The sequence below is a fragment of the Haloferax sp. Q22 genome (genome assembly GCF_001482285.1).
Classification (GTDB): Archaea; Halobacteriota; Halobacteria; order Halobacteriales; family Haloferacaceae; genus Haloferax.
Window position 1 is genome coordinate 79,127 of sequence record NZ_LOEP01000009.1, and the last position, 15,321, is coordinate 94,447.

Genomic DNA, 15,321 nt, shown 5'->3' on the forward strand with positions numbered 1-15,321 from the left:
CCGACGCGAACCGCCGCGACACTCGTCAGCATACCTATTACCCCGCGCTTCGTAGCTCGCGCCGATGTACGAGCGCGTCAACCTCGCCGACCTCGAACCGCACGACGTGGAGAACGCCGACGCCCGGGTCAAGGCCGTCGGCTACGAGCTTCGCCCGCGGAAGATGCGCCCGTCGGTCTGGTCGTTCGACGCGGGCGGGTCGGGACCGATGCACTACCAGCGCGAACAAGAAGAGCTGTATCACGTCCTCTCCGGCGCGTTCGAACTCGTCTTCGCCGGCGACGACGGCGAGGAGACCGACGCCCTCGACCTCGAACCGGGCGACTTCGTGGTCGTCTCGCCCGACGAGGTTCGGCAACTGCGCTGCGTCGAGGCGGGCGAGGTGTTCGTCGTCGGCGCGCCGAACGCGAAGGACGACGGCGTCGTCGTGGAGTGAGTTGGCGGCGCGCCCTCCGCACTCGTCGGAAACGCGACGAGTGCCGTGTTATAAGGGCGCTCGCGACAATTCGGTAGTATGGTCATTCCCGGTTACGACCCGGACGACCTCGACGACAGACTCGAGGAACTGCTCACAGAACGCGACCTCGCGGAGTATCTCACGCCCGACGAGCGCGAGCGCTACGACTCGGGCGAGAGCCTCGTCGACCTGCTGTCGCCCGACGATATCCGCGACCTGCTTGACGGTCCCGAGACCGAGGGTGCCGACGACGCTCGGCGGCCGTGACCGACTCCGCGGCGGCGTTTCGGCCGGTCGGACCTTGGCCCGTCGGGTCTCGGTTCAGACCGGCTCCAGTCCGTTTTCCTTCCGAAGCACGTTAAGGTAGTCGCGGAACCCGGATTCGAGGTCGTACTCCGGGTCGTAGCCGAGGTCGGCTTGCGCCTTGGTCATGTCGAGTTCCTGGGTCCACGGGAGTTCACCCTCGTCGGAGACCGTGAGGTCGGCGTCGGGGAGGAGGCGCTTCACGGTCTCCGCGGCCTCCCGAACCGTCGCCAACTCCCCGCGGACGTTGTAGACGCGTTGGGTGAGGGCGTCTTCGGGCGCGAACGTCGCCTTGCGGAACGCCTGCGCGATGTCGCGGACGTGTTGCCAGTCGATAACCTGGTCGCCGTAGTCGACGCTGAAGGGCTCGCCGAGCGCCGGTTTTTCGACGATGTTCGCGAGGAACGCGGACCCGCCGGTCTTGCGGTACGGGCCGTAGGCGACCGTCGGCCGGAGCGCGACGTGCGAGACGCCGAAGTCCTCGTAGTACACTCGGGCCTGATGCTCGTTGTACTCCTTGGTCGCCCCGTAGAGCGTGTCGGGGTAGACGAGGTCGGACTCGGTCACGAAGTCGTCACCGTAGTTCGCGGGCGGGGCGTACACCGCCGCCGACGACGCCCACGCGACGCGCTCGACCTGCTCGGGGAGGGCGCGCGCGGCCTCGAAGACGTTGTTCGTCCCCTGGACGTTCACGTCGAGCGCGGCCCGCGGGTTCTCCCGCGCCGTCGTCGTCAGGAGCGCCGCGAGGTGGACGATGTGCGTCGCGCCGGTCTCTCGCACCGCGCGGAACACGTCGGTCGGGTCGGTCACGTCGCCACGGCGTATCGTCACGTCGTCCGCGACGCCGAGTCTGTCGAGGATGCGCGGGTCGGTCGAGCGGTCGTAGGCGACCACGTCGTGGCCGGTCGCGACGAGGTCCGACGCGACGTACGAGCCGATGAAACCGGTCCCACCCGTAACCATCACGGTCGATGATGACATGCTATCGTAGTTCTACCTGCGCGCGAGAAAAGTGTTTCCCGGGGAGCGGACCCCGAGAGGGTCGTCGACGGCCGACTCGTCACCGCGTGCTACTCGTGAAGTCCGCCGACCGACGCGTAGAACGACGACTGGAGCGTCGCGGCCATGTCCTGACTGCGGTCGATGCGGGCGTCGATGACCGTCGGGAGGTTGTGCGTCTTCGCATCGGCGAGCGCGTCGCCGAGTTCCCCCGGCGTCTCGACACGGACGCCCGTCGCGCCGAACGCCTCAGCGACCCGCGCGAAGTCCGTGTCGTGGAACTCGACGCCCGCGATGTCGTCGGGCGCGTGCTGCATCTGTCTGACCATCCCGAGGCTGGTGTCGTTGAGGACGACGAACGTCGGCGCGACACCGTGTTCGACCGCCGTCTCGACGCTCGTCATCGTCATGGCGAAGCCGCCGTCGCCCGCGACGCCGACGACGTGCTTGTCGGTTGCCAGCGCGGCCGACACCGCGGCGGGCGTCGCCCAACCCATGCCGCCGACGCCGCCGGAACCGTAGTACGTCTGCACGGCGGGCACCTGCAGGTAGTTGAGCAACCAAAAGCGGTTGTTGCCGGAGTCGGCGGTGACGATGGTGTCCTCGTCGACGACGCGCTCGATTTCCTTGACGGCCCGCTGGGGGAGGATTGGCGCGGCGTCTGACTCGCATTCGGGCGCGTGGAACGACTCGCGGGCCTCCCGCGCTCGGTCCTCGGCCCAGTCGTTGCCAGTGCCGGCGGCGGCCGCGAGTTCGCGCAGCGATTCGGACGCGTCGCCGATGAGTCCCACGTCGGCGGGGTAGACCCAGCCGGCGTTCCGCGGGTCGATATCGGCGTGGATAATCGTCTGCTCGTCGGGGCGGATGAAGTCGGGGGCCTGCCAGTTGGTGTCCATCGGGTTCATGCGACAGCCGACGACGAGGAGCGCGTCGGCCTCGCTGACGAGTCGGTTCGCGCCCTCGTGACCGAACGAGCCGATGACGCCGCCGGCGAGGCGGTGCGTCTCGGGGAACGTCGATTTCCCGAGGTAGGAGGTGACGACCGCGGCTTCGTAGGCCTCGGCGACCGCCGCCAGTTCGTCGTACGCGCCCGACGCGTGGACGCCGTTGCCCGAGACAATGACCGGTCGCTCGGCCGCGTCAAGCGCTTCGACAGCGGCGGCGACGTCGCGCGCCGTCGGCGCGGCGGTCCACGTTCTGGTCTGCGTCTCGTCGTCCCAGACCGGTGGCACGGACTCGTCGGGGAACGCCTCGGTGACGGCGTCGCCGTCGAGGACGACCGCCGTCGGACCGGGCCGGCCGGCGACGGCGTGTTTGAATGCGAGTTGCAGGCTCCGGACCGTCTCGGTCGGGGTCCGCGGGAACCAGTGTTCCTTCGTCACGGCGTCGAGAATCTTCGGGAGTTCGAGGCCGCCGTAGTCGCCGCGGGACTGCTGGTAGGGCGCGAGCGTCGAGTAGTTCCCGCGCTCGGAGGCCTCGGTGATGACGACCATCGGCGACGAGGCAAGGCGCGCTTCCATCTGTCCGATGAGGCCGAGGCTTCCTATCCACGGCCCCTGTCCGGCGAGAACACCCGGTTCACCAGTCAACCGACCGTGCATCTCGGCCATGACGCTCGCCTCGCGCTCGTCGCGGGGGCGCACGAGGTCGATGTCCGACTCGGGCAGCAGGTCGAACAGTTCGATGACGCGGCCGCCGGGGTAGCCGAAGATTCGCTCGACGCCGAGCCGTTCGAGGCTCTCGACGAGTCGTTCGCTCGTGTTCATGGATTTAGGACCTGTCGAGGTGGACCGTCTCCTCGACGTAGAGCGTCGGCCCCCGTTCCATGTCGGCGAACGACGCTGCGTCGGCGTTCACGCGCTGGCCGACCTCGGAGTCGAACGCCGCCTTCAGGGCGGCCATGTCCTCGAAGTAGAGTTCGACGATACCGTCGTACTCGGACCGCTCGGGGTCGGTCGGGACGCTCGTCGCGTACTTCACGAGCCCCGGAAGCTCCCTCGCGAGGTCCGCGTGGCTCCCCCGCCACCGCTCGACGAACTCCTCGTGCGTGTAGTCGTCGTCCCGGACGAGCATATTTACCAATTTAATCATGCACGTCTGCTATCCAATCGGACGCTACTTTGCTCTATCGCCGACTCGCGGTTCGAGCGGCCGTTAGAGGCGTTCGAACGAGTGGAACTACCGTTCGAACTGTTCGAACAAGATTTATCACGAACGAACACCGAAGATAGGTGATGACAGACGACGAACAGCGCCGACCGGTGACGACGGCCGCCACGTCGCTCGGTATCCTCGAACAGCTCAAATCAGGGGGCCCGATGGGGCCGACGGGGCTCGCCTCGGAGCTCGGGTTGGCCAAGAGCACGGTCCACCGGCATCTGAAGACGCTCGAACGCGAGGGGTTCGTCGTCCCCGGCGACGACGGCTACCGGGTCGGCCTTCGGCTCCTCGACTTCGGCATCTACGCGCGCAACCAGCACCAGCTGTACGAGGTGGCCAAGCCGAAACTGGACGAACTCGCCGAGCAAACCGGCGAGAAAGTGTGGTGTGTCACGGAAGAACAGGGCCGTGGGTTCCACCTCTACGGCGCGGCCGGCGCGCACTCGGTGCGGACGCCGGCCCGGGAGGGGACGCGCTCGTACCTCCATCAGCTCGCCGCCGGCAAGGCCATCCTGTCGGCGTTCTCGGACGAGCGCGTCCGCCACATCGTCGACCGACACGGCCTCCCGGCGAAGACGCCGCAGACGATAACCGACTCGGACGCGCTCTTCGAGGAACTGGCGACGATTCGCGAGCGCGGGTTCGCGCTCAATCGCGAGGAAATCGTCCCGAAACTCCACGCCGTCGGCGTCGCCGTCACCGACAACGAGGGCCACCCCGTCGGGGCGATAAGCATCTCGGGACCCTCGAACCGGCTTCGAGGTGACCGACTGACCGGCGACCTCGCCGACCTCCTCCTCGGCGCGGCCAACGAGGTCGAAATCAACCTCAACTTCTCTTGACCCGGTGTCTCGTCCCGCCGGTGCACCGAGTATGCGGAACGTTCGTTCGAATCATTCGAACTCACTCAGCGGACGCTCTCTCGTACGAAGTCCGAGAATCGCGCTTTCGAGGTGCTGAGACGACGATTCAATTCCGGTGATTTTTGTTCGAACTACTCGAACATATTGTGTTATATGCTTATTATATTATTGTAGATTGACGCGATGGGAACGCGAGTAATTACAAAATTACACCTGTCACGGACTGTGGCGTGGGAGACGAACCATCCGTCTGCTGTCCGGTGGACCGGACACGTCGTCGTTGGGCCTCGTTTGTCCCGAAACCATCGTTTATCCGTAATTCGAGACTCGGTGTTCGGTTCGTGCTCGAGACGGCCTCGATAGCGACTGCTGATACGACGGCGTAACTCGATTACTGACTCGCGTTCGAAAGGACGGAACGCTCGGTCCACCACCGCTGCGCCCCCGATTCGGCCTCGATCGCGGGCGGGTCGCTCCCGAAGACGTGTTCGCGTCGTGAAACTAGCGCTCGTGCCTGCGCTGCGAGTTCTCGCCCGACGATCGCGGCGGTTCCGAAGCTGTTCGAGCAGTTCGAACGGCACGGTCGAGGGGTCTATCGCTCGCGCTCGTGCCATTCGGGTTCGCGGTCCTCGAAGAACGCGTCGATACCCTCGTCCTTGTCTGGCGAGCCGAACAGTTGGGCGAACAGTTCCGCCTCGTACTCGATGCCCTGTTCGAGGTCCGTCCGCGACGCGGCCTTGACGGCCTTCTTGGCGAACTCCAGGGCCACGGGGCTCTTCGTCGCCATCTGCTCGGCGAGTTCGTACACCCGGTCGTCGAAGGTATCGTCGCCGTGGACCTCCTCTACGAGGCCGATGTCCGCGGCCTCCTCGGCGGAGATGAGCTCGCCCGTCAGGATGAGCCGCATGGCGTGTCCCTCGCCGACGAGACGCGCGAGTCGCTGGGTGCCGCCCCCGCCGGGCATGATGCCGAGGTTGATTTCGGGTTGGCCGAGTTTCGCCCGCTCGTGGGCGATGCGCACGTCGCAGGCCTGCATCAGTTCGCAGCCGCCGCCGAGGGCATGGCCGTTCACGCGGGCAATGACCGGCTGTCGGAGGTCGTCGACGCGCTCGTACACTCGCGGGCGCTTGCTCGCCTCGCGCTGTTCGAGCATATCGCGCTCGCGGAGCTCCGTTACGTCCGCGCCGGCGACGAACGCCTTCGCCTCGTCGGAGCCGGTGAGGACGACGACGCGGGCGCTGCTCTCTTCGATGGCGTCGAGGACGCGCTTGAGTTCTGCCCGGAGCGTCGCGTTGAGCGCGTTCCGCGCGTCGGGGCGGTTCAGCGTCACGGTGACGACGCCTTCGACACGGTCACCGACGACGGCGTCGACCGTCTGGCACTCGGCGTCGACCGACTCGATGGTCGGCGTTCCGCCGTCGGCTCGGGGGCCGCCCACCTCTCGGTCGTCGGTGTTCGGGCTGTCGGCGCTCGGGTCGTCACCGCTCATCGGTCCATCACGTCCTCGCTCGCGCCGACGATTTCGCCGTCTTCCCAGACGTAGAAGCCCTCGCCGGTCTTCTTGCCGAGCTTGCCGGCGCGGACCTTTCGCTTGAGAATCTGCGGCGGGCGGAAGCGCTCGCCGAGTTCCTCGCGCAGGTACTCGAGGATGTCGAGTCGAACGTCGAGGCCGACCACGTCGCCGAGTTCGACGGGTCCCATCGGGTGGTTGTAGCCGAGTTCCATCGCGGTGTCGATGTCCGCGGGCGACGCGACGCCCTCCTGAACCATGCGCATGGCCTCGACGCCGAGGGCGACGCCGAGCCGCGAGGAGGCGAAGCCGGGCGAGTCACCGACCTCGACGGCCGTCTTATCGATGCCCTCGACGAACTCTGTGGCGAACACCAGCGTCGACTCGCTGGTCTGTTCTGCGACGACGACTTCCACGAGCCCCATGATGTGGACCGGGTTGAAGAAGTGGAGTCCGAGGCCGCGCTCGGGACGTTCGAGGGCGCTCAGTATCTCGGTCACGGAGAGCGACGACGTGTTCGACGCGATGACGGCGTCATCGTCGACGAGGGATTCGACCTCCGCGACCGTCTCGCGCTTGAGTTCCATGTCCTCGGGAACCGCCTCGACGACGAGGTCGGCGTCGGCGACCGCCGCCTCCAGCGAGGTCGTCCCCGAGAGCCGGTCGAGCGTCGCCGCCATCTCGTCGGGCGTCACCTTGTCGCGGTCGACGCCGCCCCGGAGGTTCGACTCGATGGCGTCCAGTCCGTCTTCGACGTACGCCGCTTCGATGTCACGCATCGTCACCTCGTGACCGGCCATCGCGGCCACCTGCGCGATGCCGTGGCCCATGGTTCCCGCACCGAGTACACTCACTTGCATCACCGAAAGGGGTTCGGGAACCATCATAATCGTTTGCCCTCGTTAGGACCGGGCCGACCCCGACAACTCCGGCGGTGTCCTAACCTACCGTCGTGCCGCGATCGGGACGACCTTGAACCCGTATCTGACGACGCCCTCCTGCTCGTAGATGCGGCGCGGGACGGCCCCGACGCGGTCGCCGATTGCGGGCGTTCCGGCGGGCGAGTGGACGACCTGCGCGGGCGCGCTCACGGCTCGGCCGTCGGCCTCGCCGCCCTCGCCGCCCGGCCCGTCGAAGGCGACGACGGCGACCGGGAACGACCCGGCGCGCTGCTGTTGCTCGACGAACTCCGGCGGCGCGCCCCCCTGTCCGATAGCGGTCGCGGCCTCGACGGTCCCCGTTCCCGGGAGCGTCACGTCGTCGTACTCCGCGAGCGCTCCGCACTCGGCGCACGCGCCCTCTGGCGGGAACGAGAGCGCGCCGCACTCGGTACACTCGCCGGCGACGAGGCGGTGGCGCTGTGGAATCGTCCGCTTCCACGCCGGCACGCTGACGTACGCGCCGCCGCCCGCCGGCTCCTCGCCGGTGATGGTCCCGCGCCGCCGGAGCGCCTCCGCGTAGGTGAGTTCCACGTCGCCGTCGAGGGCCGCTTCGACCGGGACGGCGGAGGTGGCGGAGGTGGCGGAGGCGGCGGAAGCGGCATCTGACACCCCCGTACTGAGCACGAGCGCGGTCGCACCCGCACCGCCGCCGTAGCCGACGAGAAGTACCGAGGTCGCGGGGGACTGCCCATCCGACTCGTCGCCTCCCGCGTCGCCCGCGGAGTCGAGCGCCGACGCGAGTCCGAGAAACGGCCCGGCGGCCCCGGCGTCACCGGTTCGTGAGACGACGCTCCCGGCTGCGATTCGCGCCGGTTCGACGCCGAGCGCGTTGGCCGCGCGGTACGGGAGTTTCCCGTCCGGCGCGGTGAGCGCCACGGCGTCGGGGTCCAGTTCGGCGGCGTCGACGCCGAGGGCCTCGACCGCCCCGGCGACCGCCCGCGTGTAGGCGTCGCGCTCGTACTGCGTGACGCCGATGGACTCCGTCTCGGCGCTCCCGAACTCTCGGAACCGCGTGCCGGGCGCGGGGTCGCCGAACTCGCCCACGGCGTCAACGACGAGCGGTCCGTCTTCGGCGAGGACGAGCGCGGCCGCCCCTGCCCCGGCACCGGCTGCCTCGTCGCTTTCGGGCGCTCCTCGCGGGCTGTCGGCGACGACGACGAGTGCCGGACTGCTCGCGCCGTCGCCCACGTTCTGTGTCGCCTCGCTCGTCGCCGCCAGCGCCACCGCGCCGGCGCGGGTGCTCCCGCTGAACTGCCGGGTCGGAACCGACGGGCCGACGCCGAGGAGTGAGGCCAGCCGGACCGCGCTTTCTTCCTCGTCGTTCGGCGGCGTCGTGGTCGCAAGGGCGAGGTGGTCGATGTCACCGGCGTCCACCCCGGCCGCGCGGAGTGCGCGTTGGCCCGCCTCGGTCGCCATCGTCAGGGTGTCTTCGTCGGCATCGGCGACGGCGACCCGTTCGACGCCCGGCGCGCCGCCGTTGCCCCACGCCTCGCGGTAGGCCGACGCGGGGAGGTACAGTCGGGGAACGTATGCGCCGACGCCGGCGATTCCGAGGGTCGTCCGAGTCGGGCCGTCGGCGCTCATAGCGCCCCTCCTTCGAGGACGTGGACGACGGCGGCACCGCCCGACCCGCCGACGTTGTGGGTGAGGCCGACGTTCGCGCCCGCGACTTGCCTGTCCCCTGCCCGTCCGGCGAGCTGTTTGTACGCCTCGACGACCTGCCCCGCGCCCGTCGCGCCGATGGGGTGGCCCTTCGACTTCAGGCCGCCGGAGGGGTTGACGGGCAACTCGCCGCCGAGTTCGGTCGCGCCCGAATCGACCAGTTTGGGCGCGTGCCCGCGCTCGCAGAGGCCGAGGTCCTCGTACGCCAGCAACTCGGCGATGGCGAAGCAGTCGTGGACCTCCGCGAAGTCCACGTCGTCGGGGCCGAGACCGGCCATCTCGTAGGCGGCCGCGGCGGCCCGCTCGGACGATTCGACGGCGGTGTAGCTGTCGCGCTGGAAGAGGCCGACGCGCTCGGAGGCGGCACCCACGCCCGCGACGCGGACCGCGTCGTCGCACGCGCTCGCCACGTCCTCGCTGGCGACGAGAACCGCGGCCGCGCCGTCGGAGGTCGGACAGCAGTGATAGAGGTTCAGGGGGTCGGCCACGACGGGCGCGCTCCGCGCGTCGTCGAGCGAGCATTCGAAACCGAGGTGCGCCTTCGGGTTCTTCGCGCCGTTCGCGTGGTTCTTCACGGCGACCTTCGAGAAGTGGTCCGGGGAGGCGTCGTAGGCGTCGAGGTACGCCGAGGCCATCTGGGCGTAGACGCCCGCGAACGTCGTCCCGGTGAGCCGCTCCCACTCCGTCTCGCCGCTGACGCCGAGCCAGTACTTCGCCACGTCGCCGCTCATGTCGGTCATGACCTCGTAGCCGCCCGCGAGGGCCACGTCCGCCATCCCGCTTTTGACCGCCTGCACCGCCTGTCTGACCGCGTAGCCGCTCGCGGCGCAGGCGTTTTCGATTCGGGAACAGGGGACGCCGTGGAGTCCGACGTGCTCCGTCACGGCCGGCCCCGATAAGCCGAGTTGCCGCCCGCCGACACCGAGCGACCCGACGACGGCCTCGTCGATATCGGCCGCCTCGACGCCGCCGGCGCTCCCCAGCGCCTCCTCGAACGCGGTCGCGAACAGCGACCGATAGCTCTCGTCCGGAAACGCGCCGTACTTCGATTGGCCCGCTCCGACGATGTATGCGTCTCGCATGATAGTCGATTACGTATCCCTCGCGAAATAGGTTCGCCCCGCAGTGCAGTCGGGTGACCGCATCATTTTTATCATATTCTATCATCGAGTTCAAACGTACATGGTATTCGATAGCACGGAGACCGCCTCGCGGGAGGAACTCCGCGAGGTGCAGGATGGTCGCCTGCGGGAGACGGTTCGGAACGCGTACGAGAACGTCGAGTTCTATCGCGAGACGTTCGACGAGGCCGGACTCTCGCCCGCGGACATCGGGAGCGTCGAAGACCTGTCGAAACTGCCGTTCACGACGAAGGAGGACTTCCGCGACCACTACCCCACGGGGATGTTCGCGGTCGACATGGACGACGTGATTCGCGTCCACGCGTCGTCGGGTACGACCGGCAAGCCCAAAATCGTCGGCTACACCCGCGAAGACCTCGACGTGTGGAGCAAGGCCGTCGCGCGGTGTCTCGTCGCGGCCGGCGTCGGTTCGGACGACGTGGTTCAGAACGCCTACGGCTACGGCCTGTTCACCGGTGGTCTCGGCCTCCACCAGGGCGTCGAGGAACTCGGCGCGACGGTCATCCCCATCGGCGGCGGCAACACCCAGCGACAGGTGGAACTGCTCTCCGACCTCGGAAGCGACGTCATCGCGTGTACCCCGTCGTACGCGCTCTATCTCGCCGAAGTCGCAGACGACATGGGAATCGACATCCGCGACCTGCCGCTTCGGACGGTCATCTTCGGCGCGGAGCCCTGCACCGAACCGATGCGAAACGAAATCGAAGCGCGACTCGGCGTGACCGGCATCGACATCTACGGCCTCTCGGAAATCGTCGGCCCCGGCGTCTCCGTCGAGTGCGAGGCGCAGGACGGCCTGCACATCTGGGAGGACTACTTCTACCCCGAGGTGGTCGACCCGAACACGGGCGACCCCGTCGAGGAGGGCGAGGAGGGAGAACTCGTGTTGACGACCCTCGCGAAGGACGCGTTGCCGGTCCTCCGGTATCGGACGGGCGACCTGACCACGCTGGACTACGGTACCTGTGAGTGCGGCCGAACCTGCGTCCGCATGGACAACATCACGGGCCGGTCGGACGACCTGATAATCGTTCGCGGCGTGAACTTCTACCCGAGCGAGATCGAGTCGGTCGTCCTCGAGTTCGACGAAATCGCGCCGCACTACCGCATCGACCTCCGCCGCGAGGGGACCCTCGACCGGGTCGAAATCACGGTCGAACTTGTCGAGGAGTTCGGCGGGTCGCTGTCGGACCTCGAAGGGCGGATTCAAAAGCGGCTCTCGAACGTGCTCTCGTTTACGCCCGACGAACTGAATCTCGTCGAGTACGGCGACATCGCGCGCACCGAGGTCGGAAAGGTCCAGCGCGTCTACGACCACCGCGGCCAGTAACGCGCGCCGTCAGCGACCGCCGGGCTTGTAGACGCGCCCCCGAAACGTCGCGATTCGCTCGCCGTCCCCGCCGGAGACGACGACCTCGTACTCCGCGGTCCGTCCCCCGAGGTGCGTCTCCCGGGCGACCGCGCGGAGCGTCTCGCCCACCTCGGCGGCCGCGAGGTACGAGATGTTCGTCTCCAGTGCGAACGCGGCGTCGCCGTGGCTGTTCGAGGCGGCCGCGAAGGCCGCGTCCGCGAGGCTGTACACCGCGCCCCCGTGGGGTGTCCCGTGGAAGTTCAGGTGGTCTTCGGCCACGGTCAGCGTCGTCTCCGCGTACCCGTCGCCGACCTCGGCGAGGTCGATGCCGACGCGCCCGCAGTAGGGGTCGTTCGAGGCGCGCTCCCGTATCTCCGCGTAGTCGTCTTGCTCCGACATGCGACCACACGTCGTCCTGCGCTCCCCAAGTAGACATCGACTGTCAGGAAAGATAGGTATGTAAACTACTTTATCTGCTGGCGGTGACGGTGAGGTATGGCATACAGCTACGAACCGCACTACTTCGAGGACTTCGAGGAGGGCAAAGAGTTCCAGAGCGTCGGTCGCACCGTCACCGAGGCGGACTTCATGATGCACTCCGCGCTCTCGGGCGACTGGACCGAACTCCACACGAACAGCGAGTACGCGGAAGACACCCAGTTCGGCCAGCGAATCGCCCACGGGCCGATGACGTTCGTCCAGTCGACCGGCTTCGTGTACCGGTCGGGCATCGTCGAGCGCACCGCCATCGCCTTCCTTGGGATGAACTACATGGACCTGCCGAACCCGGTGTTTATCGGCGACACGCTCTCGCAGACGATGGTCGTCTCGGAGCGGAAGGACCTCGGGAGCCGCGACGACGCCGGCTTGGTCGTCCTCGAAATCGAGATGACGAAGCAGGACGGTACCGTCGTCCTCGAAGGCGACATGAAGTTCCTCATCAAGACGAAGTCGGCCGCAGAGTAAGGCGGCTTCCCGACCCCTGGACTCACGAATCTAACCGCTCGCCGTGGACGAACAACGCGTCGTCGGCTCCCTTCTCGCCGTAGTCGTCGTGGTACTCCATCAACTGAAAGAGCGCGCCGGTCGGGTTTCGCGGCGAGACGAACGCCTCGGTCCAGCCGTCTTCCACCGCGTACCCCACGACACGCTCGCCCGCGGTTTCGAGGGCGGCGACCATCGCGTCGATGTCCGACACCTCCAGCGTGACGTGGTGGAGGCCGGGGCCGTGCTCGTCGAGGAAGGTCGTCAGAAACGATTCTCCGTTGACGGGCGCGACGAGTTCGATTCTGGAGGCGTCGCCGAGGACGTAGGTCGCCCACTCGAACGAGCCGTCCGCGACCGTCTCGCGGTGGACGCGCTCGCAGCCGAGCGCGAACAGCGTCGGCTCGGCGGCCTCGACGTCATCGACTGCGATTCCCACGTGGTCGACGCGCGCGGCCGGCGGCGCCGGCTCCGTCGCGGCCGCGGTCGTCGAATCCGAGGGTACCGAGTCGTCGGGACTCATCTCTGACGAACTCGGTGTTCCTAACTATTAATAGCTAAGGTACGAACGCAGAGTCATGGAACTCGGGACGGGACTGTTCACCTGCCAACGGCGGCCGGACGACGACCGGCCGATGGCCGACCTGTACGACGAGATGCTGACGCTCGGTCGCGAGATAGACGACGCGGGCCTCGACAGCGCCTGGGTGTCCGAACACCACTTCATGCCGGACGGCTACCTCTCGGGGACGATGCCCGCGCTCGGGGCGCTCGCGGCGGCGACCGAGTCGGTCGAACTCGGCACGTGTATCGCGCTCGCGCCGCTGTACGACCCGATTCGGCTCGCAGAGGACGCGGCGACGGTCGACCTCATCTCGGGCGGGCGAACAACGCTCGGCCTCGCAATCGGCTCGAACCCCCGCGAGTTCGACGCCTTCGGCGTTCCGCGAGACGAGCGCGTCGACCGCCTCGCCGACACGGTCTCTCTCCTCCGCGACTCGTGGTCAGACGGTCCGATAGCGCACGAGTCGCCGTTTCACGAGGGTGCGACCGGTGTCGACGTGACGCCCAAACCGGCACACGACGTGCCCCTCATGCTCGGCGGCGCGGCCAAGCCCGCGGTTCGCCGGGCGGCCCGGACGGCGGACGCGTGGTGCGCGCCGTCGTCGCTCTCTCTCGGCGGCCTGCGCAAGCGCGTCGAGGACATCCGGAGCGTCCGGGAGGCCGAGGGACTCGACGGTGAGTTCACGATATACGTCCTCCAACACGGTTTCGTCGGCGACTCGAAGGCCGAGGCGTGGGACGCGATGAGAGACGGCTACCTCTACCTCCAGCGCCGGTACGCCGAGATATTCTCCGGCGACGAGGTCCCCGAACTGTCCGACGAGCGCCGGGCGGAACTCAAAGCACAGGCCATCTTCGGCACGCCCGACGACGTGGTCGCGGAACTCGACCGCTACCGCGACGCTCTCGGCGACGACATCCACTTCATCTTCCGCACCTACCACCCCGGAATCGGCACCGACCGGATGGTCGAGTGCGTCCGCCGACTCGGCGACGAGGTCCGTCCGCGACTCGCCTGAGAGGGACGAATCAGTAGTTCAGGGCCGAACGCGACGTTCTTGTCGCCGTCGAAACGCAAACATTTAAACGTGAAGTTTTTCATGTTACATGTGAACATACACACCATGAGAGACGATTGTTCAGCGGACAGCGGCGCACAGCCGCGTCCGTCGCGGCGACGGTTCGTACAGGCGGCTGGGTTGGCGGGCGTGACCGGGCTGACGGGCGTCGCCGGCTGTCTCGGTGGCGGTGGGGGCGGCGGGTCGAACGCCATCACCTATGGAGTGATTAGCCCGATGACCGGCCCGTACGGCGGCCTCGCGGTCGGCCAGCGAAACGGGGCCGAGTTAGCGATACGGCACGTCAACGAGAACGCGGACATCGACGTGGAGATAACGGGCGTCTACGAGGACACCGAGGCGGACCCCTCGACCGGCCGGCGGAAGGCGCAGTCGGTCGTCGAACAGGACGGGGCGTCGTATCTCATGGGCGCGATATCGTCCAGCGTCGCGCTCGCGCTCAACGAGTTCGCGGCCGAAGAGGAGATTATCTACAACCCCGGCGGGGCCGCGGTTCCAATCACGGGGTCGAACTGCAACGAGTGGGTGTTCCGCGCCGAGACGAACACGGCGCAGATGGCCGAAGCCGTCTCCGACTACACCGCCGAGAACCTCGGCACCAAGGTGTGGTTCCACATCGCCGACTACGCCTACGGCGAGTCGGTGATGCAGCGCGTCGAGCGCCGCATGCGCGACGGCCACGACATCGAAGTCGTCGGCCGGAGCCGCTCGCAACTCGGCTCGACCAACTACAACTCCTACGTCAGTCAAATCGCCAACTCCGACGCCGAGGTGGCGGTTCTCGGCATGACCGGCGGTGACCTCATCAACTTCGTCAAGCAGGCGGCGAGCCAGGGGCTCAAAGAGAGCGTGAACCTCATGTCGCCGACGATGACGTTCTCGGTCGTCCGCGGCGCGCTCGGCGAAGCCGCCTACGGCACCTACGGCGGAGTTCGCTACCTGCCGACGCTCGAAACGGGCGACAACCAGTCGTTCGTCGAGGCCTACCGGAGCGAGTACGACTCTCTCCCGGACAACTTCGCGCGGGCCGCGTACATGTCCATCCGGATGACTGCGCGGGGCATCGCGGAGGCCGGGTCGACCGACCCCGCGGAGGTCAAGGAGGTGCTCCCGGGCCTCGAAATGGACACGATTCTCGGGCCGAACCAGTTCCGCGACTGCGACCATCAGGCGATGAACCCGGTGTGGCCGGGCGAACTCGTCGCGCCGGACGGTGGGAGCGGTCCCGCGACCGTCGAACTCGGCGAGATGATCGCCGGGGCGGACGCGCTCCCCGACTGCGGCGAACTCGGCTGCTCGCTCTAGC

16 protein-coding genes are annotated in these 15,321 nt (G+C 67.8%); 7 read left to right on the top strand and 9 right to left on the bottom strand.

The window, feature by feature from the left end; all coding sequences use genetic code 11:
- Window positions 1-64 precede the first annotated feature (64 nt).
- On the top strand, window positions 65-436 hold the full coding sequence (locus tag AM590_RS03465; RefSeq protein WP_058826232.1) for a cupin domain-containing protein: 372 nt from the start codon (window positions 65-67) through the stop codon (window positions 434-436).
- Between the two features lie 78 nt (window positions 437-514).
- Complete coding sequence (locus AM590_RS03470; protein ID WP_058826233.1) at window positions 515-724, top strand: hypothetical protein; 210 nt, start codon at window positions 515-517, stop codon at window positions 722-724.
- A gap of 54 nt (window positions 725-778) precedes the next feature.
- Here AM590_RS03470 and AM590_RS03475 read toward each other — a convergent pair whose 3' ends face one another.
- From AM590_RS03475 to AM590_RS03485, 3 genes are all read right to left on the bottom strand, one after another.
- Entirely contained in the window at window positions 779-1,723 is a 945-nt protein-coding gene (locus AM590_RS03475; RefSeq protein ID WP_082677650.1) for an NAD(P)-dependent oxidoreductase, read from the bottom strand.
- A gap of 107 nt (window positions 1,724-1,830) precedes the next feature.
- Window positions 1,831-3,525 (bottom strand): thiamine pyrophosphate-binding protein, encoded by a 1,695-nt coding sequence (locus AM590_RS03480; RefSeq protein ID WP_058826235.1) that lies wholly within the window; start codon window positions 3,523-3,525, stop codon window positions 1,831-1,833.
- A gap of 4 nt (window positions 3,526-3,529) precedes the next feature.
- On the bottom strand, window positions 3,530-3,832 hold the full coding sequence (locus AM590_RS03485) for an EthD family reductase (RefSeq protein ID WP_253246161.1): 303 nt from the start codon (window positions 3,830-3,832) through the stop codon (window positions 3,530-3,532).
- 161 nt (window positions 3,833-3,993) lie between these two features.
- On the opposite strand from AM590_RS03485, the gene AM590_RS03490 reads away from it, so the two are divergent.
- Window positions 3,994-4,761 (top strand): IclR family transcriptional regulator, encoded by a 768-nt coding sequence (locus AM590_RS03490; RefSeq protein ID WP_058826237.1) that lies wholly within the window; start codon window positions 3,994-3,996, stop codon window positions 4,759-4,761.
- A gap of 613 nt (window positions 4,762-5,374) precedes the next feature.
- Here AM590_RS03490 and AM590_RS03495 read toward each other — a convergent pair.
- From AM590_RS03495 to AM590_RS03510, 4 genes are all read right to left on the bottom strand, one after another.
- Window positions 5,375-6,271, bottom strand: a complete 897-nt coding sequence (locus AM590_RS03495) for an enoyl-CoA hydratase/isomerase family protein (RefSeq protein ID WP_172795747.1) — start codon at window positions 6,269-6,271, stop codon at window positions 5,375-5,377.
- Window positions 6,268-7,152: a 3-hydroxyacyl-CoA dehydrogenase family protein gene (locus tag AM590_RS03500; RefSeq protein WP_058826238.1), complete on the bottom strand. Its 885-nt coding sequence runs from the start codon at window positions 7,150-7,152 to the stop codon at window positions 6,268-6,270. The genes AM590_RS03495 and AM590_RS03500 overlap by 4 nt, the downstream gene beginning before the upstream one ends.
- An 84-nt stretch (window positions 7,153-7,236) precedes the next feature.
- Window positions 7,237-8,817 (bottom strand): zinc ribbon domain-containing protein, encoded by a 1,581-nt coding sequence (locus tag AM590_RS03505; protein WP_058826239.1) that lies wholly within the window; start codon window positions 8,815-8,817, stop codon window positions 7,237-7,239.
- Complete coding sequence (locus AM590_RS03510) at window positions 8,814-9,977, bottom strand: thiolase domain-containing protein (RefSeq protein WP_058826240.1); 1,164 nt, start codon at window positions 9,975-9,977, stop codon at window positions 8,814-8,816. Before AM590_RS03510 ends, AM590_RS03505 begins: the two co-directional genes overlap by 4 nt.
- A 100-nt stretch (window positions 9,978-10,077) precedes the next feature.
- Between AM590_RS03510 and paaK the strand changes: the two genes are divergently transcribed.
- A complete protein-coding gene (gene paaK / locus AM590_RS03515; RefSeq protein WP_058826241.1) occupies window positions 10,078-11,367 on the top strand; it encodes a phenylacetate--CoA ligase PaaK in 1,290 nt (429 codons plus the stop codon).
- Between the two features lie 9 nt (window positions 11,368-11,376).
- Here the strand turns inward: paaK and AM590_RS03520 are convergent, their stop codons facing one another.
- On the bottom strand, window positions 11,377-11,787 hold the full coding sequence (locus tag AM590_RS03520) for a PaaI family thioesterase (protein ID WP_004064410.1): 411 nt from the start codon (window positions 11,785-11,787) through the stop codon (window positions 11,377-11,379).
- Between the two features lie 96 nt (window positions 11,788-11,883).
- Here AM590_RS03520 and AM590_RS03525 point away from each other — a divergent pair, with 96 nt between their 5' ends.
- A complete protein-coding gene (locus AM590_RS03525) occupies window positions 11,884-12,354 on the top strand; it encodes a MaoC/PaaZ C-terminal domain-containing protein (RefSeq protein ID WP_004040870.1) in 471 nt (156 codons plus the stop codon).
- Window positions 12,355-12,376: 22 nt separating this feature from the next.
- Here the strand turns inward: AM590_RS03525 and AM590_RS03530 are convergent, their stop codons facing one another.
- Window positions 12,377-12,895 (bottom strand): VOC family protein, encoded by a 519-nt coding sequence (locus tag AM590_RS03530; protein WP_058826242.1) that lies wholly within the window; start codon window positions 12,893-12,895, stop codon window positions 12,377-12,379.
- A gap of 55 nt (window positions 12,896-12,950) precedes the next feature.
- Here AM590_RS03530 and AM590_RS03535 point away from each other — a divergent pair, with 55 nt between their 5' ends.
- Both AM590_RS03535 and AM590_RS03540 read left to right on the top strand, forming a co-directional pair.
- Window positions 12,951-13,955 carry an LLM class flavin-dependent oxidoreductase gene (locus AM590_RS03535; RefSeq protein ID WP_058826243.1) on the top strand — a complete coding sequence of 335 codons (1,005 nt, stop codon included), beginning with the start codon at window positions 12,951-12,953 and terminating at the stop codon, window positions 13,953-13,955.
- 180 nt (window positions 13,956-14,135) lie between these two features.
- A complete protein-coding gene (locus tag AM590_RS03540) occupies window positions 14,136-15,320 on the top strand; it encodes an ABC transporter substrate-binding protein (RefSeq protein ID WP_082677646.1) in 1,185 nt (394 codons plus the stop codon).
- The last annotated feature ends 1 nt before the right edge of the window (window position 15,321 follow it).

What these genes read in the sequence shown, in the direction of transcription:
- AM590_RS03520 (WP_004064410.1), bottom strand. Translation starts at nt 11,787, where the DNA reads ATGTCGGAGCAAGACGACTACGCGGAGATACGGGAGCGCGCCTCGAAC.
- AM590_RS03525 (WP_004040870.1), top strand. Translation starts at nt 11,884, where the DNA reads ATGGCATACAGCTACGAACCGCACTACTTCGAGGACTTCGAGGAGGGC.
- AM590_RS03470 (WP_058826233.1), top strand. Translation starts at nt 515, where the DNA reads ATGGTCATTCCCGGTTACGACCCGGACGACCTCGACGACAGACTCGAG.
- AM590_RS03490 (WP_058826237.1), top strand. Translation starts at nt 3,994, where the DNA reads ATGACAGACGACGAACAGCGCCGACCGGTGACGACGGCCGCCACGTCG.
- AM590_RS03505 (WP_058826239.1), bottom strand. Translation starts at nt 8,817, where the DNA reads ATGAGCGCCGACGGCCCGACTCGGACGACCCTCGGAATCGCCGGCGTC.
- AM590_RS03495 (WP_172795747.1), bottom strand. Translation starts at nt 6,271, where the DNA reads ATGAGCGGTGACGACCCGAGCGCCGACAGCCCGAACACCGACGACCGA.
- AM590_RS03535 (WP_058826243.1), top strand. Translation starts at nt 12,951, where the DNA reads ATGGAACTCGGGACGGGACTGTTCACCTGCCAACGGCGGCCGGACGAC.
- paaK (WP_058826241.1), top strand. Translation starts at nt 10,078, where the DNA reads ATGGTATTCGATAGCACGGAGACCGCCTCGCGGGAGGAACTCCGCGAG.
- AM590_RS03475 (WP_082677650.1), bottom strand. Translation starts at nt 1,723, where the DNA reads ATGGTTACGGGTGGGACCGGTTTCATCGGCTCGTACGTCGCGTCGGAC.
- AM590_RS03485 (WP_253246161.1), bottom strand. Translation starts at nt 3,832, where the DNA reads ATGCTCGTCCGGGACGACGACTACACGCACGAGGAGTTCGTCGAGCGG.
- AM590_RS03500 (WP_058826238.1), bottom strand. Translation starts at nt 7,152, where the DNA reads ATGCAAGTGAGTGTACTCGGTGCGGGAACCATGGGCCACGGCATCGCG.
- AM590_RS03530 (WP_058826242.1), bottom strand. Translation starts at nt 12,895, where the DNA reads ATGAGTCCCGACGACTCGGTACCCTCGGATTCGACGACCGCGGCCGCG.
- AM590_RS03465 (WP_058826232.1), top strand. Translation starts at nt 65, where the DNA reads ATGTACGAGCGCGTCAACCTCGCCGACCTCGAACCGCACGACGTGGAG.
- AM590_RS03510 (WP_058826240.1), bottom strand. Translation starts at nt 9,977, where the DNA reads ATGCGAGACGCATACATCGTCGGAGCGGGCCAATCGAAGTACGGCGCG.
- AM590_RS03480 (WP_058826235.1), bottom strand. Translation starts at nt 3,525, where the DNA reads ATGAACACGAGCGAACGACTCGTCGAGAGCCTCGAACGGCTCGGCGTC.